This is a genomic window from Rhizobium sp. WSM409, from assembly GCF_057653825.1.
Genome location: NZ_JBYGKP010000002.1, coordinates 84,339 through 102,448 on the forward strand (window position 1 = coordinate 84,339; position 18,110 = coordinate 102,448).

Genomic DNA, 18,110 nt, shown 5'->3' on the forward strand with positions numbered 1-18,110 from the left:
ATCGGCTTTAGCTTTCTCAGTGGCAATTGTTCCGTCGCCGGTTGTACTATTGGCAGCTGTCTGTTGCAGGGTAGGGATCAAAGCCGCACGATGCTTCCAGAAATCAAGCTGCAGGGTGACATCGACGTCGCCGCGCTGTCACCACTTCTTCGCGGGATGATCCTTTCGGTTGCCTATGCTGACGGTGAGGGTGGCATAGGATTGACTGCGACCGGCGCCATGAACCGCAAGTTCGTGCATTGGGCCGCTGTGCACTTCCTCTGGCCAAGCTTCACAGCCGAAGACCTCTACAGCATGAACAAGGTGCTCAATGAAAGCGACATGCCGCCGCTTTGGGTCGTGCGCGACATGACCCGCCACCTGAAGCTTCTTCGCCGGAAAAAGGATGTGCTGCTGCCAACTAGACGAGGCCGGGAGTTTTTGGCAAAACCGCAAGCCTTCTTCGATCTGATCGCCACGGATTATCTCTACTCGTATGTCCACGAAACCGATCGTGAAGAGGAGGTGCGGGCGCGGTTACGCTGGTGGCGCCTATTCCTCAATCTTCTCAATATCGCGGCCAGAGAAGGTTGCACGTCAATGGAGGTTGTGGAGATCCTCTATCCAGACCTGGCGCCTCTGTCGGACACCGAAATAACCCTGGAAGCCTGGAAGTTGAAATCCGATCTCCAGCACGGCGTCTTTCGACGCTTATGCTGGCTCGGCTTGCTCTATGAGGCACGAGAGGGGCTCACTCTTCTCCAGGACGGATCCTTCCACAAGACGCCACTTTGGGCAGCCTGCCTGCAGTTGGAATCGGATACGCAAAGCGACATCGGCGTGCACTGACGAACTTCATTCCGTTGGCTGCCTCATCAACGCCTTCTGCCTTTTGGGAATCACCTCCGGATCATTCATGAAGTCCGTCCGCCGACCAGGCTTGCGGCCGCGCTTGTGATAACCATTGCCCTGGCTGCCATCGGGAATGCCGAACATATGATCCGTCTGGCCGGCGCGGCGAGGGCCGCTCTTGCTGCGCTGCTGTTCCCGCCCAGCCTGCAGCTCGGCGACGATGGAAAGCATGTCTCGACCAGACTGGAGGTCGTCATCCTTGCTCCCAAGGTTGGCATTGACCAGCGCGTCGAGGCGAGACTGTCGCATCTCTAACTGGCCCAACTGTCGCATTACTAAAAGCCCTTACACAACTGTGGCGGGGAAGTTGGAATGTCCGTTTGTGTGCAAAGTAGAAGTGTCACTTTGGGCGCGTCTTCAGCCATTTGCAAATGCGTCACTCGGCATGTCCACTTGCGCTGAGGCAAGCCCCCGACCGGACCGGCTGGACCCGGTTGCAAGGGAAGGGAGGGGGCGGGTGAGATGCTCCCCATCGGCTTTAGCTTTGACAGTTGGAGCAGCCAGTCATTCCGCCGCATCGAGGTCAGAGAGTGCTTGTCGCCGTCGGGCAATGACGGCGGGATCGTTCATGAAATCCGTCTTCCGACCCGGCTTGCGGCCCCGCGGCGTGTAGCCATTCTTCTCGCTGTTGGTCCTGACCTTGGGCGCCGGCAGTTGCTCCTGACGCTCCTTGATATAGGCCAGGACATCGCCGAGCCGCTTGTTCTCGGTGATCGCCGCATGCGTCACCCGCTGGTCCTTGTCGAACGTCTTGTAGGGCAGGGAATGACCTTTCCAGCGCACGTCCAGCCGGCCATCGGCATAGGCGTAGGTCTCGACATAGCGACCCGCCAAACCGCGCGTCACCTCGCTCTCCTCCAGCATGATCCGCTGGCGCTCAAACGAAAACGTCAACTGCGATCCGACATAGCGCTGCTCGCGCTTGCACAGAATCTCGCTGAGCCGATCCGGCGCCAGATTCATCGGCCGGTGCAGATTATCGGACCGGGCAGGGACAATCGCAAACCGGGCATTGTAGTCCTCCATGAAACCGGACAGGAAAGCGTTGCCGTCGTCCATGCCGGAAATCCCCGCCAGCCGCAGTTCCTTGACCAGTCGATCCTGCAACGTCCGGTTCATCCGCTCGACACGACCCTTCGCATGGCTCGAATTTGCGCAAAGAATCTCGATGTTTAGCTCACAAAGCGCCCGCCCGAACTGGGTCATGCCCTGGCCACCCTTGGCCTCCTTCTTCGCCACCCGGAACACCGAATGCTTGTCGGAGTAGAAAGCCACAGGCGCGCCGTGATCGCGCAGGTAAAGCGCCAGCGCCTCGAAATAGCTGAAGGCGCTTTCCGAGCGCACGAACCGCAACTGCATCAGCTTGCCCGTCGCATCGTCGACGAACACCAGCAGCGAGCATGGATCACCGCGGTCCTCGAACCAGCGATGCTCGGACCCGTCAATCTGCACCAACTCGCCATAGGCTTCACGCCGCAAGCGCGGCTGATGAAACGTCCGCCGCTGCTTGCGCGAGAGCCACAGGCCCGCATCCACCATCCAGCTGCGCAACGTCTCACGCGACACCCGCAACCCATCGCGCTCGGCAAGCTTCTCGGCCGCCAAGGTTGGTCCGAAGTCTGCATAGCGTTCGCGAACCAACGTCACGGCGTAATCCCGAACACCGTCGCTGATCCGGTTGTTCGACGGTCGGCCGATCGCCTTGTGCCGGATCGACGCCGCACCACCCGTGTTGATCCGCTCCAGCAGACGACGCACCTGGCGCGTACTCAGATCAAGCACATGTGCCGCCGACGCCATCGTCATCCGGCCGGCGATCACTTTCGATAGAATCTCGATCCGCTGCAGATCACGCTCGCTCATCGCAATCAGTCCCATCCGCAATCTCCCAGGTCATCAAACAAGGGGAGAGTGACATTCCAACTTTGCAGAAACAGGACACTTTAACTTTGCGGCTACAACAACTGTATCGCATAAGATAGCTTATGGAACAAAGTGATTGCACTGGCGTACGCGTGATCAGCGAACCGAAGTTCGTTAGACTATGCTCTTCATCGCGATCGCGCGACCGTCCTGGTCCCCCGGAACACGCGACTATTCGGCGAGTTCGCGCATGACCTTGATAAGGTCGGACTTGCCTTCGAAGCCGATGCCCGGCAGCTCAGGCATCGTGATATGCCCGTCGATGACCTTTACGCCGTCCGGGAAGCCCCCGTATGGCTGGAAGAGATCTGGATAGCTCTCATTGCCACCGAGGCCGAGGCCGGCCGCGATGTTGAGCGACATCTGGTGACCGCCATGCGGGATGCAGCGGGACGGCGACCAACCGAACTGGCGCAGGACGTCGAGGGTCCGGAGGTATTCGACGAGACCGTAGGACAGGGCGCAGTCGAACTGCAGGAAGTCGCGGTCGGCGCGCATGCCGCCGTAACGAAGCAGGTTGCGGGCATCCTGGTGGGAGAAGAGGTTCTCGCCGGTTGCCATGGGAGCGTCGTAGAATTCGGAGATGGCCGCCTGCAAGGCGTAGTCGAGCGGATCGCCGATTTCCTCGTACCAGAAAAGCGGGTAGTCACGCAGCATCTTCGCGTAGGCGATGCCAGTCTCCAAATCGAAGCGGCCGTTCGCATCGACCGCGAGTTTCGCCTCGGAACCGATCTCTTCCAGCACGGATTCGATGCGGCCTCGGTCCTCGTCGATCGAGGCGCCACCGATCTTCATCTTCACGACATTGTACCCGCGGTCGAGATAGCCGCGCATCTCCTTGCGAAGCGCACTGTTGTCCTTGCCGGGATAGTAGTAGCCGCCGGCGGCGTAAACGAAGACCCTGGGGTCCGCCTCGCGGCCCTTCTTGTCGGCCAGCATGCGGAAGAGAGGTTTACTTTCGATCTTCGCAACCGCATCCCAGATGGCCATGTCGATGGTACCGACAGCCACGGAGCGCTCGCCGTGACCGCCGGGCTTTTCATTCATCATCATGGTCGACCAGATCTTGTGCGGATCGAGGTTGGTGCCGGCGTCGTTGATCAGGCTGTCCGGGTCTGCCTGCAGGATGCGGTCCTTGAACCGTTCGCGGATCAGGCCGCCCTGGCCATAACGGCCGTTCGAGTTGAAGCCATAGCCAACGACGCGGCGGCCGTCCCTGACGACATCGGTCACGACGGCAACGAGACTGGCCGTCATCTTCGAAAAGTCGATATAGGCGTTGCGGATGGGCGACGCGATGGGCTTGGTAACTTCGCAGACGTTTACGATACGCATTTTGATCTCCGGTTTCTGAACATTTGGATGTCTGGCTAGTGCTGGGCTTCGTCAGCGACAACAGTGATCCGGCGGGGAACGTCCCCGCGTGTTCGGCGTCGACGGTGGCCCGGTCAAAAGCCCCTTCCCACTTGGCGATGGCTATTGTTGCAACCCCGTTGTCGATGAGGTTCATGAAGCGATCGACGCCGAGCAGGAGGATGAGACCTGCGATGGGAATGGCATGAAAGCTGGGCAGCGTGGCAGCAAGGGTAACGAAGCCTGCGAGGTGACCGAGATCGATGGTGACTTCATTTCTTCCTCCCATTGCCGTCGCGTCTCCAACAACGGCGTTCCTCAACGCAACATTCGCGAACAAGCGATTGACCGTCCAATGCCGTTTCGGCTTCAATTGATGCCGTAAGTGAGAGGATGAGATGGATACTGCCTGGCTTTTGGATTTGCGAGCTCTCGCCGACACCCTCAATTTTTCGAGGGCGGCGGAGTTGCGCAATATTACGCAGCCCGCCTTTGGTCGCCGGATAAAGGCCTTTGAAGATTGGAGCGGATCCGTTCTGGTCGACCGATCAACGCACCGCATCAGGATTACGCCTGCTGGCGAAATTATGCTTGATGCCGCAAATGACATTCTTCAAAGGATCGAAAGGGCTACCCACGACTTGAACCAGGAACGATCCGCCACTGCGACCCTGACGTTTGCGGCGACGCACGCTTTATCCTTCACCTTTTTTCCGGGTTGGGTGCAAAGTCTGGGCTCGTCGGTAGCGACAGTGCCAATCCGGCTTCTTTCCGACAACATGAATGAGTGCGAAAAGATGATGGCGGAAGGCAGGGCGCAGTTTCTCCTGTGCCACTTCCATCCAGACAGCGAAATTCGTTTGCATGAAGCCGACTTCAAGTACATGGAACTTGCCAGCGACGTTCTTGTCCCCGTTGCTCGAAGAGGCAAGGAGGGCGCGCCAATCCATAAGTTGCCCGGTACACCGGAGATTCCCGTCCCTCATATATCGTTTGACGAGAAATCGGGAATGGGCCGAATACTGGCGGCCAACCTTTCGCCGGTCGAGAGCGAATTGCATCTGGTGCGCGTCTTCACATCGCATTTGGCAATGGTCTTGAAAGCGCTGGCACTTGAGGGAAAAGGCGTGGCCTGGATACCGCGCAGCCTTGCCAGCTCTGAGCTGGAACCAGAAGGGAACCTGGCAGTCGCCGGCGACGAACGGTGGATGGTGCCGGTCAAGATCGTACTGATCCGATCGAGGACCCGGATGACGGAGTTGGCAGAGAAATTCTGGATGACGGTCGAAAGTGCATCGAAGCGAACGCCAGTATGAACAGTCTTTACTTGCGACCCGTGGCCCCTCATAGGGGGCAATTGAATTTGATTTGGCATTCTATTTTGCAAGCCAGGGGCAAAGGTGCGTGCTTCTTCCCGTACTCGCCGGAACCGTGAGAACGATTGACGAGGACCTACTGGCCGAGCCACTCGATAAATGGATCCGCGGACTTCAATCCTTCGCCGCTTCAGTCACCATTCATGCCAGCGCGTCGCAGTAGTGCCCAGTCGATCAACGCTTCCATCGCCGGACCCAGTGCAACACCAAGTTTGCTTAAGTTGTACTCTACCCGTGGGGGCACCTCCGGATAAACGGTTCGTACGATTATTCCGTCCTTCTCCAGCTCTTTCAGTTGTTGGATGAGCATTTTCTGGTTCACGCCGTCGACACGCCGTTCCAACTCAGAAAAGCGGAGGGGACCATGCGCTGCAAAGAGCTGGCAGATGATGACAGTCTTCCACTTGCCCTCGAGAACCCGCAGCGCCTCACTGGTCGCCGCAGCCCATACCTTCCGCTGCTCGGGATTCTGGCAGTTCCAGTCGTGCTCAGTCCGCATACATACCTCAATCGGCGGTAACACACCAAAAGGTGGGTTCTTGCCTGCTTAGCTATCTACTCCTATTTTCATTAGTACAGAAATGCGGAAGGAATAGCTTATGAAAATCGGCATCTTTGGCACCGGCAATATCGGCGGTACCCTCGCACGCAAGCTTGCCGCCGCAGGGCATGATGTCCGGATCACCAATTCAAAACCCTCCGAAAAGCTCAACGCATTCGCTGCTGACATCGGCGCGACCCCGGTTGATGCACAGGGTGTGGTGGATGGCGCTGATATGATCATCTTGTCGATCCCATTCCCGGCCGTTGCAGAGCTTCCGCAGGATCTATTCGCAAATCTTGCCGCCAACGTCCCGGTCGTCGATACGGGCAACTACTATCCTGGCATGCGCGATCCGCACATTGCCGAGATTGACGACGGATTGCCGGAAAGCGTCTGGGTTTCGAACCAGATTAGCCGCCGCGTTATCAAAGCCTTCAACAACATTCTGGCTGCGACCCTTGCCGATGGCGGGCGTCCGGTTGGTGCACCCGATCGCATTGCAGCGGCCGTTGCGGGCGACGACGAGGCTCAGAAAAGAATCGTCATGGGCATCGTGGACGAGGTCGGTTTTGATCCCATCGATTCAGGGTCTCTCGACGACTCCTGGCGCCAGCAGCCGTCGACGCCCGTCTATTGCTGCGACTGGAACGTCGAGGAGACGCGCAAGGCCCTTGCTCAGGCCGTGAAGGGAAAGGCCGCTGCAACGCGGGATAAATTGCCCGAACAATTCGCGGCACTCGGCCCCAACCCAAAGCACGCCGATGTCATCGCCTCCAATCGGGAGAACAATGCCCCGGCGTAAGGAAATTAACCAACGACACCACTCATCAGATGCCCAGTGTCTCTGGTTTAGCAAGCTTACGCGTTAAAGCGCTCACTTGCTCGAGATATTTGTTTGAACGATGTGGTTTTCCGCGTGGAGGATTTTGCCCAAATACGTTTTGGCCTATTCTATTGCTTGATCAATCAGGCTGAATCTCTCACCACAAGCTTGCCTTGGAAATTAACTGTCTCCCTCGGCGCTCTTTCCAGAATCATGTCTATTGCCGCTTTGACCATCTGGTCGGTGGGTTGCTCGTAGGTTGTAAGGCTGTATGCGGGGGATGCCGCAGGGGCAGCGTTGTCGAAGCCCACAATGGCGAGATCATCCGGCACACGTAAGCCGAACTCGCTTCGGGCAACATCGATCGCTCCGAACGCGAGAGCATCGTTTTCGCACATGAGGACATCGATCCGGTCTTCCGGCGCAACGTTAGACAAATAGTCCCGGGCGGCTTGCGCGCCTGCTTCTGCGCTGTAGCGCTCGGCAGACATTTCTACGAGTTCGACGCCGAGAGCGGTTCGCCAGAACGCCTTGAAGTTTCTCCGCCTGCCAAGCGCTGTAGACAATGTAAGCGCCCCGGCCATAAATCCCGGTCTCCGATATCCCCGTTTTAATAGGTGCTCGCCGATCTCGGCAATCGCCACGACGGCATCGCAGGAGATGGCGGGAACACCTTCGATCTGGCTATCTCGAGCAAGAACAAACATCGGAGGCCCGCCGCGTCCCAGCTTATGATCCGTCAACATCTCGTCGCGAAACGCTGTGCCAAATAGCACGATCGCATCAACCTGCCGCTGGTCGGCATTCAATATGGCATGCACGTGGCTGTAGTGCTGATTGATATTGATCAACATGGTCACGAGCCCCTCCGCCTGCAGGCTGGCGGTTAGCTTTTCAAGAAACGGAAGCTTGTGCGGGTTTGCGAAGTCATCAACGAGAACCGCGACCTGATGTGTAGAATTGGTGGCAAGGCTCCTGGCCAACAGGTTAGGCCGATAATTGAGCCGCTCTGCCGCCTCCAGCACTTTGGCTTTGCTTGCTTCCGTGATCGAGGCACCCGGCGTAAATGCGCGGATGACCGTCCACTTTGAAACGCCGGCCTCCATCGCCACGTTCTGCGCCGTCGCTCGCTTCATAGTCGAACCTCTCCGTTTCGAAACGTTTATTCCATTTCTGCCGGAACGCGAAATGAATGGTTGATTTCTTTTAGCAAGAATCTTATAGCTATGCACGTTTGCTACCGGTAGCATAAAATGTGCACCCGGTAGCAAATTGGAGGACGCGCCGTCTGAGGCGTTTTTGGTGGTTCTCGCGCTAGGAGGCGCGGGACACCCTTTGGGAGGAGTTTTTATGAAATCGTTTCTTCGTAAAATTGTGCTGGGCGTTGCCGTGGTTAGCGCACTTGGCGCTGCATCTGGCGTTGCCATCGCACAGGATATCAACATCATCGCCGTAACGCACGGCCAGGCCAACGACCCCTTCTGGTCGGTTGTTAAGAACGGGGTAAGCGCCGGCGCCAAGGATGCCGGTGTCAGCATCGACTATCGTGCGCCGGAAACCTTCGACATGGTGGCCATGAGCCAGCTGATCGACGCCGCCGTCAACCAGAAACCAGCCGGCTTGATCGTCTCGATCCCGGATTCGTCCGCATTAGGCCCGTCGATCCAGAAGGCGGTCGCCGCCGGCATTCCGGTCATTTCCATCAATTCCGGCTCCGACGTTTCGAAGTCACTGGGAGCGCTTCTCCATGTCGGCCAGGACGAATACAGCGCCGGCAAGGCAGCAGGTGAAAAGCTCAAGGAGATGGGCGGCAAGGTTGCCATCTGTGTCAACCAGGAGGTCGGCAACGTCTCCCTCGATCAGCGTTGCCAGGGCTTCTCCGACGGCTTTGCAGGCAGCGTTACGGTCCTGCCCGTCTCCAACGATCCGGCGGACGTTCGGGCCAAGGTGAAGGCTGCACTGAGCTCGAACGCCGCAATCGACACGATCATGGCACTCGGCGCAAGCACTGCCGGCGAACCGTCTCTGGCTGCCGTCGCCGATGCAGGCATGACTGGCAAGATCAAAGTCGCCACTTTCGACCTTTCTGCAGACTTCCTGAAGGCTGTCGCTGCTGGCGATGCCGCTTTCGCCATCGATCAGCAGCAGTTCCTCCAGGGCTATCTGCCCGTGGTCTTCCTCGCAAACTATGCCAAGTACGGCCTGATCCCCGGCGGCAACGTGCCTTCCGGTCCGAACCTGATCACCAAGGAAAAGGCCGCCCAGGTCGTCGAACTATCGGCAAAGGGCATCCGCTAATCCACGACTGCCGAAAGGCGTGATTGTCGAACACCCTCCCCGCTTTCGAAGAGGGTGTTCGACAGACGACGTGCGCCGTGAGGAATGCCCTCGGCGCTTCGGCGAATTGCATCCATTGGGAGGTAGGTATCATGGCTCCGATCGAGCAAAAAATAGGAGATGCGTCAAACTCCGACGAGCGCATCAAACAGGTGGGCTTTCTCACACATATGATGCGTCGGCCCGAGCTCGGCGCGGTTGCTGGCCTCGTCCTGGTGGTGACGTTCTTCTTTCTTACCGCAGACCGTTCGATGTTTTCGCTTTCAGGTGTGATGACGATCCTGGCCCCAGCCTCACAGCTGGGAATTCTCGCCATTGCGGCAGCTCTGCTGATGATTGGTGGCGAGTTCGATCTTTCGATCGGCTCGATGGTGGCCTTCGCCGGATTGATCTTCGGCGCGGCCCTGACCAATTTCGGTCAACCGCTCTGGATTTCCATTATCATCACGATGCTGCTTGCAGCCGCCATGGGCGCGGTGAACGGACAGATTGTGATCAGGACACGGCTGCCGTCGTTCATCGTCACGCTTGCCTTCCTCTTTATTTTGCGGGGTCTAACCCTTGTTGGCCTGAAATGGGCGACAGGCGGCTCAACTCAGCTTCGCGGGATAGGTGAGGTCGTCGGCGACGGTCCCTTGAAGCGCCTGTTCTCAGGCGTCGCCTTCCAGGATCTTTTCAGCTGGCTTGCAGCCCATGGCCTGATCGAGAAGTTCGACAACGGCGTTCCGAAAGTCACGGGCGTGCCGGTGTCCGTGGTCTGGTTCATCGCCATTGCCGGGCTCGCCACCTGGGTTCTTCTGCGCACCCGGATCGGAAACTGGGTTTTTGCCGCCGGCGGCGATCCCAATGCGGCAAGAAACTCCGGGGTCCCGGTCGATCGCGTGAAGACGGGGCTCTTCGCGCTCACAGCCTGCGCCGCGGCGCTTGTGGCAATTATCACCGTGCTGGATGCCGGCTCGACGGACGCGCGCCGCGGTTTCCAGAAGGAGTTCGAGGCGATCATCGCTGCCGTGATTGGCGGATGTCTGCTGACCGGCGGTTATGGATCGGCGATCGGCGCCTTCTTCGGCGCCATCATCTTCGGTCTCGTCTCGATCGGCCTGACCTACACGAAGTTCGACTCGGACTGGTTCCAAGTCTTCCTCGGCTCCATGCTGCTGCTGGCCGTTCTCTTCAACAATTTCATTCGCCGCAAAGTGACAGGGGAGCGCTGATCATGACTGATAACCAATCAGAAACCGCTCCGCCGGTCATTGAGGTCAAAAATATCGTCAAGCACTACGGCTCCGTCATCGCGCTCTCGGGCGTTTCGATGAAGGTATCACAGGGCGAAGTGCTCTGCCTGCTTGGAGACAATGGAGCTGGGAAATCCACACTCATCAAGACGCTGTCGGGTGTGGTCCGTCCCTCGGGCGGCGATTTCCTGGTCGAGGGCAAGCCGGTCGCATTCACCAGTCCGCGCGATGCACTCGATGCCGGCATCGCGACCGTCTATCAGGATCTGGCGATGATCCCTTTGATGTCGATCACTCGAAACTTCTTCATGGGACGCGAACCCGTGAAAGGCATTCCGCCGTTTCGCCATGTCGATTTCAAGTATTGCAGCGAGGTGACTCGCGAGGAGATGCACAAGATCGGCATCGATATCCGCGACCCGAACCAGGCGGTCGGCACCCTTTCCGGCGGCGAGCGGCAATGTGTGGCGATCGCGCGGGCCGTTTATTTCGGAGCCAAGGTGCTCATCCTCGATGAGCCGACGTCCGCATTGGGCGTTGCCCAAACCTCGATGGTGCTGAAGTACATCCATCAGGTTCAGCAGAAGGGCCTCGCTGTGATCTTCATCACCCACAATGTTCGCCATGCCTTTGCTGTCGGCAATCGTTTCACGGTTCTCAATCGCGGAAAGACGCTCGGCACTTTCGACAAGAGCGAGATTTCGCTTGAGGAACTGCAGAACCTCATGGCTGGCGGCAAGGAACTGCAGGTGCTCTCCGCCGAACTCGGCGGCACGATCTGACATATTGCATGAGGAACAATCATGAAAACGACTACAAAAACATCACCTTTCACGCTAGCGGTCTGCGCCGAAATGGTGTTTCGCTCCCTGCCCCTCCTCGATCGGTTGAAGCGCATCACCGAACTCGGCTTCCAGGCGGAAATCTGGGATTGGACGAAACACGATATCGAGGCGATCGCAAAGTCTGGTGCCACTTTCTCGTCAATGACAGGATACGTGACCGGCACGCTGGCAGATGACGCCGGAGCCGATGAGCTGCTGCGCACTGCGCGCCAGTCGATCCCGATCGCCAAGGAACTCAATTGCCCGCGCCTCAACTTGCATGGCACGGGGCTCGACGGACAGGGCCTGCCCGTCGTCAAGTCCGAGGTCGTCACCGGCGCCATGTGGCTGAAGGCCGCCGATACGCTAAACCGCATCGCTGATCTCGGCGAGGAGGAAGGCGTTACCTTCGTCCTCGAAAACCTGAACGAGGCTGTTGACCATCCAAAGACGCCGTTTGCCAAGGCCGCCGACACGCTTGCATTGGTCGCGGCCGTCAACCGGCCGTCGCTGAAGCTCAACCTGGATCTCTACCATGCGCAGATCGGTGAAGGGAACTTGATCGAGCTTTGCCGCACCGCTCTTCCACATATCGGTGAAATTCAGGTCGCCGACGTTCCCGGCCGCAAGGAGCCGGGCACTGGTGAAATCAACTATCCGGCGATCGCACGCGCCCTGAACGAGATGGGCTACCGGGGCACGATCGGCATGGAAGCCTGGCCATCCGGCGATGACGAACTTGCTCTTTCCCGCTTCCGCGACGCGTTTTCCCTTTGATCCGACAGCAGCATTTTCAGGAGCTTTCCATGCCCGCCCACCGTCCCGTCAATCTCGCTCTCATCGGTGCCGGCCGCATCGGTTCGTTCCACGCCGAAAGCGTCGCCCGGCGCCTGGTTGATGCCAATTTGCTCGCCGTCGCCGATCCGGCGCCGAGCGCTGCCGAAAAACTGGCGGCAGCGCTCGATGCACCCAAAGCCTATACCAGCGTGTCGGAGCTTCTCGCCAATCCGGAGATCGATGGCGTCATCATCGCCACGCCGGCGCGTTTCCACACGAGCGTCGTCGTGGAAGCCGCGCGGGCCGGAAAAGCGGTCTTCTGCGAAAAGCCGATGGCGCTGACGCTCGGGGAAGCAGACGAGGCTATCGCTGTCACAAAGGCTGCGAAGGTGCCACTCCAGGTTGGCTTCAATCGACGTTGGGACCAGGCTTTTTACGAGGGCCGCGCAGCGATCGACGCTGGCAAAGTTGGTTCCGTCCAACTTCTTCGCTCGTTGACGCGAGACCCGGGTCCCTACGACGGCAACCCGGAAAAGACGCCGCTATGGACGATCTTCTATGAGACACTGATCCATGACTTCGACACGCTGCTGTGGCTGAACCCGAAAGCAACCCCGATCGAGGTGACGGCGATTGCCGATGCGCTCGTGGTACCGGACTTTGCCAGAAAGGGTTTTCACGACACCGCCGTCGTCACCATCCGCTTCGACAACGGTTCGATCGCCGTGGCGGAGGCGAATTTCTGCGCCATGTACGGCTACGACATCCGCGGCGAGGTCTTTGGCTCCGGCGGCATGGTGACGATGGGCGATGTACGCCGTTCCTCGATGACGCTCTACGACAAGAACGGAGTTTTGAACGATACCTGGCGGCGTGACACGGATCACTTTGTCCACGGCTACACCGCCCAGCTCGCCTCCTTCGTCGAGGCCATAAGGACAGGCACCGTCACTGGCCCGACCGGTGAAGATGCCCGCAATGCGCTTGCCATCGCGCTTGCCTGCATCACGTCGGTTACCGAGCGCAGGACGATCCAGCTTTCCGGTCTCTAGGCCGGATCGCAAAAGACGGAGTGTGCCACGAAATGCCGCAGCATATCCGCAGTCTGAGCAGCCCGCCGGCTAGTTTCGAAGAGCTGAAGTGCGCTATCGCCTGCCGCCAGGTCACCTTCCCTCTTCGTGTCGAGAATGTCGCGAAGAGGGTCCTGGCCAAACCGGAACTCATGGCCTTTGCTAGCACGACCTCAATCGCGAACGACTGCGGCGTCTCCGTCTCTACGGTCATGCGCTTTGTTGCGCATATCGGCTTCCACGAGATCGGGCAGGCACGCGCAATTTTCAGAAATGAGTTGCGCCGCCGCCTGGCTGTGTTGTTGCCCGGGCCGGGTATGAAAAACGGGAGCGATGGGTAGATGGCCGTCGCCACAGTCGGTACGCTCAAGCGCAGGTTCGTGCTTTACGCTTGATCTGAAGATTAGTCCGATGAAGGCCACTGGCGCATTCATTGGTGGGTTCCTGTGCGTCACCACCCGCGGCCGCCCTACTCGCCACTATCGGTTTGAAAGCGGATAGGCCCTCGCATTGAAGGAAAGCGAGCGCGGACCCGTTGTCCTAGTCACGTGGGATAACAATGATTTATGGATGCCAGCTCATTTGAGAGGCGTTACATTCCTGGCTACATGAACCCGATGCAACTGTGCTTATGCGCTCAATCGGCGAGGCCTAACCAGGATCGCCGGCCCAGTCTTCATGTCCATGGCGTATTCGGATCACGAAAATGGCTCCGTTCTCTTCGATCCGGTAGACAACGAGATGCGCTTTGAACGGATGGATCCTAACGTGCGGCCAAATCTCTTCTCGTTCACGCGCCATTTGCGGATTCGCGGCAATCAGGTCAAGCACCGCGAACAGCTCGTCATGATACCTTCTAGCCTGTGCAGATCCGAAAATGCGGACACTTTGCTCGGCGATTGCAATGATGTCCTCTTCCGCTTCGACAGAAAGGCTAAAACGCATTATCTGCTGCCGCAGGTCGTTTCCGCGCGCGCGACTGCCGCTGCAAAGAGTTCGTCCTTCGAGCGACAGCCAACACCACTTTTGACACCTTCGTCGACAAAGCGTTGCATGGCAGCAATCTTATCACTGCGTGCTTGGTCCCTGCGAATCAAGTCGCGCACATAGTCACTGGCATTGGAATATCGCCCGGTCCTCGCTTGCGCCTCGACCCAATCTTTCATTGGATCTGGTAAAGATACGTTCATAGTAGCCATTCAAGCCTCCATACTGCGCATAGGTTAAGTGAAATTGGCAAAGTTTGTCAAACTGGCTCCTCATTCTCTATATAGGCGAAAAGCGACGCACCTGGTTTGGACCAAAGGAGATCGTTGGGAGGCTTGATGTGAGATAGCCCCACGAACCGCGCGGGGTTGCAACCGATCCTGCCCGAGGAAGGCAGCAAGTTCGGCTTGAAAACACGTTGCACGCAGGCCTCGTCCGGCACGAGCACATGGTTCTTGCTCTCAAGCGGTACGAAGCTCGCATTCGGAATCGCGGCGGCAAGCTTGCAACCTTGATCAAGCGGCACGCGCACGTTGCCGCGGCTCGGCAAATCGCGCCGGTCCCCAATATCACATTCTCCGACGCATTCCCTCAGAAACCAGTTTCGATCTTGGGCTCTGTGAGATAGACATCCCAGGTCCATACGCGCGTGTTTTGCGTCGACGCGTCAATCCCCGGAGTTGCATCATGAAAATCGCCCCGCAGCAGCGGATCTATGTCTGCTTCTTTCTCTTCGCTGTGTCGCTGGGGGCGCTGCTGTCGAGGATGCCGGATTTGCAGGTTGCACTTGGCGTCAATAAGTCCGAGCTTGGGTTGACCCTGATAGGGGCTGCGATCGGCGCCTTGATTTCGTTGACTTTGTCTTCGCCCTTGATCGCCCGGCTCGGCGCGCGTACGACGGCATTCATTACTGTTCTCGGCACGTCTGCGCTGCTATCTCTGGTGCCGTGGATTGGTGCGGCGCCGGTCGTGTTCTGTGTGCTTTTCGTCGAGGGGCTGCTCGCCGGGGCGCTGGAGATCAATCTCAATGTTGAGATCGACCGTATCGAAGCGCAGCTAGGACGCGGTGTGATGAACAGGGCGCATGGTTTCTGGAGCCTCGGCTTCTTCGTCACAGCACTTGTCTCCTCGGTCGTTCGCCAAGCCGGGATTTCGATGGAACTCCATCTCGCCGTGACCTTTGTCGCGGTTGTTGTCATCGGCATCTGGGCGATTTCCGGCATGCGGAATGCGCCGGCGCGGATCGCGTTGCATGAAGGCAAGGCACCGCTGGTAGCGCTTCCCACCTGGGGCCTCATGCCGCTGTGCGTGATCGGCATCGCGGCCTTTCTCGTCGAAGGCGCCGGGATCGACTGGTCGGCGATCTATATGCGCGATGTGTTTTCGGTCGAGCCCTTCATTGGCGGACTGGGATTGACGCTCTTTACCTTCTGCATGGCGCTGGCGCGCCTGTTCGTCGATCCGCTGGTCGATCGGTTTGGCGCGCGGGCCGTCGCCACGATGTTGCTTGTTCTTTCGGCCATCGGCATCTGCGCCGTGTCGGGGGCGCCGCATCCCTATGTCGCGCTGGCGGGCTTTGCCTTGATGGGCGCCGGCTGCAGCGCGGTCTATCCTCTCGCTGTCTCGGCGGCGGCCCAACGCACCGATCGCGCGGCGTATCTCAACGTCGCCGCCCTCGGCCAAATGAGCTTTGTCGTCTTTTTCCTGGCGCCGCCGCTGCTCGGTTTCATTGCCGAACATGCTGGCATACGGACATCCTATCTCGTTTGCCTTCCCCTTATCATTTACGCGCTCTTTTCGGCCAAGGCGCTTGCTACGCGCCGGGCTGCCGGCGGCGGTAGCGCTGCGACTGCTCGGAGCGTCAACGGGTAACGGCCTGGGCTACCGGTTTTGGCCGCGCGATTGGTTCGGCGAAAACCCGAGGACGTCGTTGCGGCGTGCTCGGTGCTCTCCCTAAGCAATACGGCTGGCTCTGCTGGTCGAAGTAGATCGCCTTGCGAGTCGCGCGTCTGGTCGAGGGAAATGCGGGCGCAGGCGCGAGGCCACTTGCTTGCCGCCGAGTTTGTTGACGGCAAGGGTATCTGAGCCGGCGGGCTCGACCACGTCGATTGGGCGATCGCCCTCGCCATCGTGCCCATTGATCACCGGTAATACAGCCTGGCGGTGGCTCTTTGTCGAATTTGCAGACGAACGGTGGTCTGGACGGTATCGAACTGGCGTTGGCTAATCGTGAAGCACCTGATACGTCATAGACCGCTGAGTATGAGGTATTGGCACCATCTTCAGAGACAACCCTCGGACCGGACAGGAGAGCTTTTGATGGGCTGGAAAACACCGAAGATCGAATACGTGAACGGCTATAAGATCGTTGAAGTTGAGGGGCCTGCCTTCAAAGTCTACGATGGCGACCGTCAACTCGGGGACGATTTCCCCTACCCCGGCGAAGCTGCTGCTTACGCAACCTCGTTGCCAAAACGGGATCATCCACGCAGCTAGGCAAAAAGCCGCGGAAGATCATTGAAAACCCTTTATGGCAGCCTTACCGAAAGTGGAACAAGATTTGACCAGCTCCCAACTTTCTTCACCGCTAGAACTGCTTGGGTGGTCTGAATTCTTCGCGGACCAGGTCCAGCCCAGCGAAGCGGACTTGATCCCCCGACGCATCGCTTCAGTTCACCGGGCACGCATCGAGGCAATCGATGTCACCGGGCCGGTCGGACTGGAATTTCCATCCAATACCAGTACTGGTGACTACGCCGTGGGCGACTGGGTTCTTGCCGATGCATTGACTGACATGCTTGTCAGACGTCTCGATCGAAAAAGCGTCTTTCAACGACGCTTGGAAGGCGGGCGTGGCCAGCAACTTGTTGCCGCCAACATCGACACCCTGTTGATCGTGACCTCGTGCAATGCCGATTTTAATCTTGCTCGGCTGGAACGTTACCTGGCCATGGCCAACCAGGCCGGGAGCAATCCGGTGATTGTGCTGACAAAGGCTGACACCGCGGAGGATGCCGGCCTGTTCCAGGCCCAAGCCGAGGCCTTGCAACGCGATGTGCCTGTCATTGCCTTGAATGGGCGCTCCGCGGACGCCGTTTCCCTGTTAAGGCCCTGGTGCGGCGTTGGCCAGACGGTTGCGCTAGTGGGATCTTCTGGTGTCGGAAAATCAACGCTGGTGAACACCATGACCGGGCCTGAATCTGACACAAAGCAAAAGACAGGCACCATCCGCGAATATGACGCGCAGGGCCGACACACCACCACGGCGCGATCCCTGCATGCAATTTCAGGGGGCGGCTGGGTCATCGATACGCCGGGAATAAGAACGCTTTACGTGAGTGATGTTGCCGACGGTATAGACACCCTCTTTGCTGAAATAACTGAACTGGCGCCGCTGTGCCGCTTTCGCGATTGCACCCATGCCCATGAACCTGGGTGCGCGGTCCAGGCAGCTGTCGCAAGCGGTGCCCTGGGCGTCGATCGCCTCGAACGCTGGCGGAGCCTGCTTGCCGAAAACAGCGACCGAACACCGGTCGTGAGCGGACCCCGCGGCAACAAAATCGTTCGCAAGAAGAAATATTGAAAGTGTTGAACGTTTGCGACGGTGCTCATCGGCGTCAGCCACAATCCGCTACCTGAATTGGCTGGGCTGGAGGATGGCGTGAGCGCTCAATGATTGGGATTGCGGTCAAGAAGAAGACCCTGCAAGCGGCTGCTCCCGCTAGTGAGGGATATGTCCTTGAACAGCCGCGATATGAGACGCGGTCGCAATCCTTGCCTCTCATCGATGAGGAGGAATGACATCCTCTTTAGCTCGATCGTGATCACGCCTGCATTGTCATGGCGACAATAATTCCCGGAATCCATCGCATGGAATCCATTTTCCACCGCCCAGGCGGCTATCATATCCGCGTTCATCAAGGTCCTGCTTTAGGAGATGCGGACATGCTGTCTCTAGCTGTCCCGCTCG

21 protein-coding genes and 1 pseudogene are annotated in these 18,110 nt (G+C 58.5%); 13 read left to right on the top strand and 9 right to left on the bottom strand.

From position 1 onward, the window contains the following. Positions 1–90 precede the first annotated feature (90 nt). Complete coding sequence (locus AC25BC_RS23960; protein ID WP_026157583.1) at positions 91–828, top strand: hypothetical protein; 738 nt, start codon at positions 91–93, stop codon at positions 826–828. A gap of 6 nt (positions 829–834) precedes the next feature. Here AC25BC_RS23960 and AC25BC_RS23965 read toward each other — a convergent pair. From AC25BC_RS23965 to AC25BC_RS23975, 3 genes and pseudogenes are all read right to left on the bottom strand, one after another. After that, positions 835–1,065 (bottom strand): annotated as a pseudogene (locus AC25BC_RS23965) (ISNCY family transposase); the annotation flags it as partial. Positions 1,066–1,395: 330 nt separating this feature from the next. After that, on the bottom strand, positions 1,396–2,769 hold the full coding sequence (locus AC25BC_RS23970) for an ISNCY family transposase (protein ID WP_487778570.1): 1,374 nt from the start codon (positions 2,767–2,769) through the stop codon (positions 1,396–1,398). A gap of 216 nt (positions 2,770–2,985) precedes the next feature. Beyond that, a complete protein-coding gene (locus AC25BC_RS23975) occupies positions 2,986–4,149 on the bottom strand; it encodes a mandelate racemase/muconate lactonizing enzyme family protein (RefSeq protein ID WP_113545653.1) in 1,164 nt (387 codons plus the stop codon). An 88-nt stretch (positions 4,150–4,237) separates the two neighbouring features. On the opposite strand from AC25BC_RS23975, the gene AC25BC_RS23980 reads away from it, so the two are divergent. Together AC25BC_RS23980 and AC25BC_RS23985 are read left to right on the top strand one after the other, a co-directional pair. Then, positions 4,238–4,552 carry a hypothetical protein gene (locus AC25BC_RS23980; RefSeq protein WP_164902996.1) on the top strand — a complete coding sequence of 105 codons (315 nt, stop codon included), beginning with the start codon at positions 4,238–4,240 and terminating at the stop codon, positions 4,550–4,552. Positions 4,553–4,565: 13 nt separating this feature from the next. Then, positions 4,566–5,483 (top strand): LysR substrate-binding domain-containing protein, encoded by a 918-nt coding sequence (locus AC25BC_RS23985; protein ID WP_012755598.1) that lies wholly within the window; start codon positions 4,566–4,568, stop codon positions 5,481–5,483. A 190-nt stretch (positions 5,484–5,673) separates the two neighbouring features. Here the strand turns inward: AC25BC_RS23985 and AC25BC_RS23990 are convergent, their stop codons facing one another. Then, positions 5,674–6,042 (bottom strand): winged helix-turn-helix transcriptional regulator, encoded by a 369-nt coding sequence (locus tag AC25BC_RS23990; RefSeq protein WP_017996224.1) that lies wholly within the window; start codon positions 6,040–6,042, stop codon positions 5,674–5,676. A 100-nt stretch (positions 6,043–6,142) separates the two neighbouring features. On the opposite strand from AC25BC_RS23990, the gene AC25BC_RS23995 reads away from it, so the two are divergent. Continuing rightward, entirely contained in the window at positions 6,143–6,889 is a 747-nt protein-coding gene (locus AC25BC_RS23995) for an NADPH-dependent F420 reductase (protein ID WP_128438850.1), read from the top strand. A gap of 164 nt (positions 6,890–7,053) precedes the next feature. Here the strand turns inward: AC25BC_RS23995 and AC25BC_RS24000 are convergent, their stop codons facing one another. After that, on the bottom strand, positions 7,054–8,046 hold the full coding sequence (locus AC25BC_RS24000; protein WP_017996222.1) for a LacI family DNA-binding transcriptional regulator: 993 nt from the start codon (positions 8,044–8,046) through the stop codon (positions 7,054–7,056). Positions 8,047–8,260: 214 nt separating this feature from the next. On the opposite strand from AC25BC_RS24000, the gene AC25BC_RS24005 reads away from it, so the two are divergent. The 6 genes from AC25BC_RS24005 to AC25BC_RS24030 all read left to right on the top strand — a co-directional run bounded on the left by AC25BC_RS24005 (position 8,261) and on the right by AC25BC_RS24030 (position 13,494). Further along, positions 8,261–9,208: a sugar ABC transporter substrate-binding protein gene (locus AC25BC_RS24005; RefSeq protein WP_128438849.1), complete on the top strand. Its 948-nt coding sequence runs from the start codon at positions 8,261–8,263 to the stop codon at positions 9,206–9,208. 131 nt (positions 9,209–9,339) lie between these two features. Beyond that, complete coding sequence (locus tag AC25BC_RS24010; protein WP_012755602.1) at positions 9,340–10,461, top strand: ABC transporter permease; 1,122 nt, start codon at positions 9,340–9,342, stop codon at positions 10,459–10,461. A gap of 2 nt (positions 10,462–10,463) precedes the next feature. Further along, the gene (locus AC25BC_RS24015; protein ID WP_012755603.1) at positions 10,464–11,264 is read left to right on the top strand and encodes an ATP-binding cassette domain-containing protein; all 801 of its coding nucleotides are present in this window, start codon (positions 10,464–10,466) and stop codon (positions 11,262–11,264) included. A gap of 21 nt (positions 11,265–11,285) precedes the next feature. Continuing rightward, positions 11,286–12,083, top strand: a complete 798-nt coding sequence (locus AC25BC_RS24020) for a TIM barrel protein (RefSeq protein ID WP_012755604.1) — start codon at positions 11,286–11,288, stop codon at positions 12,081–12,083. 29 nt (positions 12,084–12,112) lie between these two features. Next, positions 12,113–13,135 (top strand): Gfo/Idh/MocA family oxidoreductase, encoded by a 1,023-nt coding sequence (locus AC25BC_RS24025; RefSeq protein WP_128438848.1) that lies wholly within the window; start codon positions 12,113–12,115, stop codon positions 13,133–13,135. Between the two features lie 32 nt (positions 13,136–13,167). Continuing rightward, positions 13,168–13,494, top strand: a complete 327-nt coding sequence (locus AC25BC_RS24030) for a MurR/RpiR family transcriptional regulator (RefSeq protein WP_012755606.1) — start codon at positions 13,168–13,170, stop codon at positions 13,492–13,494. Between the two features lie 310 nt (positions 13,495–13,804). On the opposite strand, the gene AC25BC_RS24035 is transcribed toward AC25BC_RS24030, so the two are convergent. Genes AC25BC_RS24035 through AC25BC_RS24045 form a run of 3 tightly spaced genes read right to left on the bottom strand, consistent with a single transcriptional unit; the run spans position 13,805 to position 14,690 of the window. After that, positions 13,805–14,098, bottom strand: a complete 294-nt coding sequence (locus AC25BC_RS24035) for a type II toxin-antitoxin system RelE/ParE family toxin (RefSeq protein WP_012755607.1) — start codon at positions 14,096–14,098, stop codon at positions 13,805–13,807. Next, positions 14,098–14,352, bottom strand: coding sequence for a type II toxin-antitoxin system ParD family antitoxin (locus AC25BC_RS24040; protein ID WP_128438847.1), 255 nt, complete (start codon positions 14,350–14,352; stop codon positions 14,098–14,100). Before AC25BC_RS24040 ends, AC25BC_RS24035 begins: the two co-directional genes overlap by 1 nt. A gap of 47 nt (positions 14,353–14,399) precedes the next feature. Further along, on the bottom strand, positions 14,400–14,690 hold the full coding sequence (locus tag AC25BC_RS24045) for a hypothetical protein (protein WP_245459810.1): 291 nt from the start codon (positions 14,688–14,690) through the stop codon (positions 14,400–14,402). A 137-nt stretch (positions 14,691–14,827) separates the two neighbouring features. Between AC25BC_RS24045 and AC25BC_RS24050 the strand changes: the two genes are divergently transcribed. The 3 genes from AC25BC_RS24050 (at position 14,828) to rsgA (ending at position 17,723) form a co-directional block, all read left to right on the top strand. Continuing rightward, complete coding sequence (locus tag AC25BC_RS24050) at positions 14,828–16,012, top strand: MFS transporter (protein WP_012755610.1); 1,185 nt, start codon at positions 14,828–14,830, stop codon at positions 16,010–16,012. Positions 16,013–16,459: 447 nt separating this feature from the next. Next, on the top strand, positions 16,460–16,636 hold the full coding sequence (locus AC25BC_RS24055; RefSeq protein ID WP_003549623.1) for a hypothetical protein: 177 nt from the start codon (positions 16,460–16,462) through the stop codon (positions 16,634–16,636). Between the two features lie 34 nt (positions 16,637–16,670). After that, a complete protein-coding gene (gene rsgA / locus AC25BC_RS24060; RefSeq protein WP_128438845.1) occupies positions 16,671–17,723 on the top strand; it encodes a ribosome small subunit-dependent GTPase A in 1,053 nt (350 codons plus the stop codon). A gap of 86 nt (positions 17,724–17,809) precedes the next feature. On the opposite strand, the gene AC25BC_RS24065 is transcribed toward rsgA, so the two are convergent. After that, a complete protein-coding gene (locus AC25BC_RS24065; protein ID WP_128438844.1) occupies positions 17,810–18,058 on the bottom strand; it encodes a hypothetical protein in 249 nt (82 codons plus the stop codon). Positions 18,059–18,110: the final 52 nt, after the last annotated feature.

Coding starts and splice junctions, on each gene's coding strand:
- AC25BC_RS24020 (WP_012755604.1), top strand. CDS start 11,286: ATGAAAACGACTACAAAAACATCACCTTTCACGCTAGCGGTCTGCGCC.
- AC25BC_RS24035 (WP_012755607.1), bottom strand. CDS start 14,098: ATGCGTTTTAGCCTTTCTGTCGAAGCGGAAGAGGACATCATTGCAATC.
- AC25BC_RS24005 (WP_128438849.1), top strand. CDS start 8,261: ATGAAATCGTTTCTTCGTAAAATTGTGCTGGGCGTTGCCGTGGTTAGC.
- AC25BC_RS23960 (WP_026157583.1), top strand. CDS start 91: ATGCTTCCAGAAATCAAGCTGCAGGGTGACATCGACGTCGCCGCGCTG.
- AC25BC_RS24025 (WP_128438848.1), top strand. CDS start 12,113: ATGCCCGCCCACCGTCCCGTCAATCTCGCTCTCATCGGTGCCGGCCGC.
- AC25BC_RS23990 (WP_017996224.1), bottom strand. CDS start 6,042: ATGCGGACTGAGCACGACTGGAACTGCCAGAATCCCGAGCAGCGGAAG.
- AC25BC_RS24065 (WP_128438844.1), bottom strand. CDS start 18,058: ATGAACGCGGATATGATAGCCGCCTGGGCGGTGGAAAATGGATTCCAT.
- AC25BC_RS24015 (WP_012755603.1), top strand. CDS start 10,464: ATGACTGATAACCAATCAGAAACCGCTCCGCCGGTCATTGAGGTCAAA.
- AC25BC_RS24010 (WP_012755602.1), top strand. CDS start 9,340: ATGGCTCCGATCGAGCAAAAAATAGGAGATGCGTCAAACTCCGACGAG.
- rsgA (WP_128438845.1), top strand. CDS start 16,671: ATGGCAGCCTTACCGAAAGTGGAACAAGATTTGACCAGCTCCCAACTT.
- AC25BC_RS24000 (WP_017996222.1), bottom strand. CDS start 8,046: ATGAAGCGAGCGACGGCGCAGAACGTGGCGATGGAGGCCGGCGTTTCA.
- AC25BC_RS24055 (WP_003549623.1), top strand. CDS start 16,460: ATGGGCTGGAAAACACCGAAGATCGAATACGTGAACGGCTATAAGATC.
- AC25BC_RS23995 (WP_128438850.1), top strand. CDS start 6,143: ATGAAAATCGGCATCTTTGGCACCGGCAATATCGGCGGTACCCTCGCA.
- AC25BC_RS23975 (WP_113545653.1), bottom strand. CDS start 4,149: ATGCGTATCGTAAACGTCTGCGAAGTTACCAAGCCCATCGCGTCGCCC.
- AC25BC_RS24030 (WP_012755606.1), top strand. CDS start 13,168: ATGCCGCAGCATATCCGCAGTCTGAGCAGCCCGCCGGCTAGTTTCGAA.
- AC25BC_RS24050 (WP_012755610.1), top strand. CDS start 14,828: ATGAAAATCGCCCCGCAGCAGCGGATCTATGTCTGCTTCTTTCTCTTC.
- AC25BC_RS24040 (WP_128438847.1), bottom strand. CDS start 14,352: ATGGCTACTATGAACGTATCTTTACCAGATCCAATGAAAGATTGGGTC.
- AC25BC_RS23970 (WP_487778570.1), bottom strand. CDS start 2,769: ATGGGACTGATTGCGATGAGCGAGCGTGATCTGCAGCGGATCGAGATT.
- AC25BC_RS23985 (WP_012755598.1), top strand. CDS start 4,566: ATGGATACTGCCTGGCTTTTGGATTTGCGAGCTCTCGCCGACACCCTC.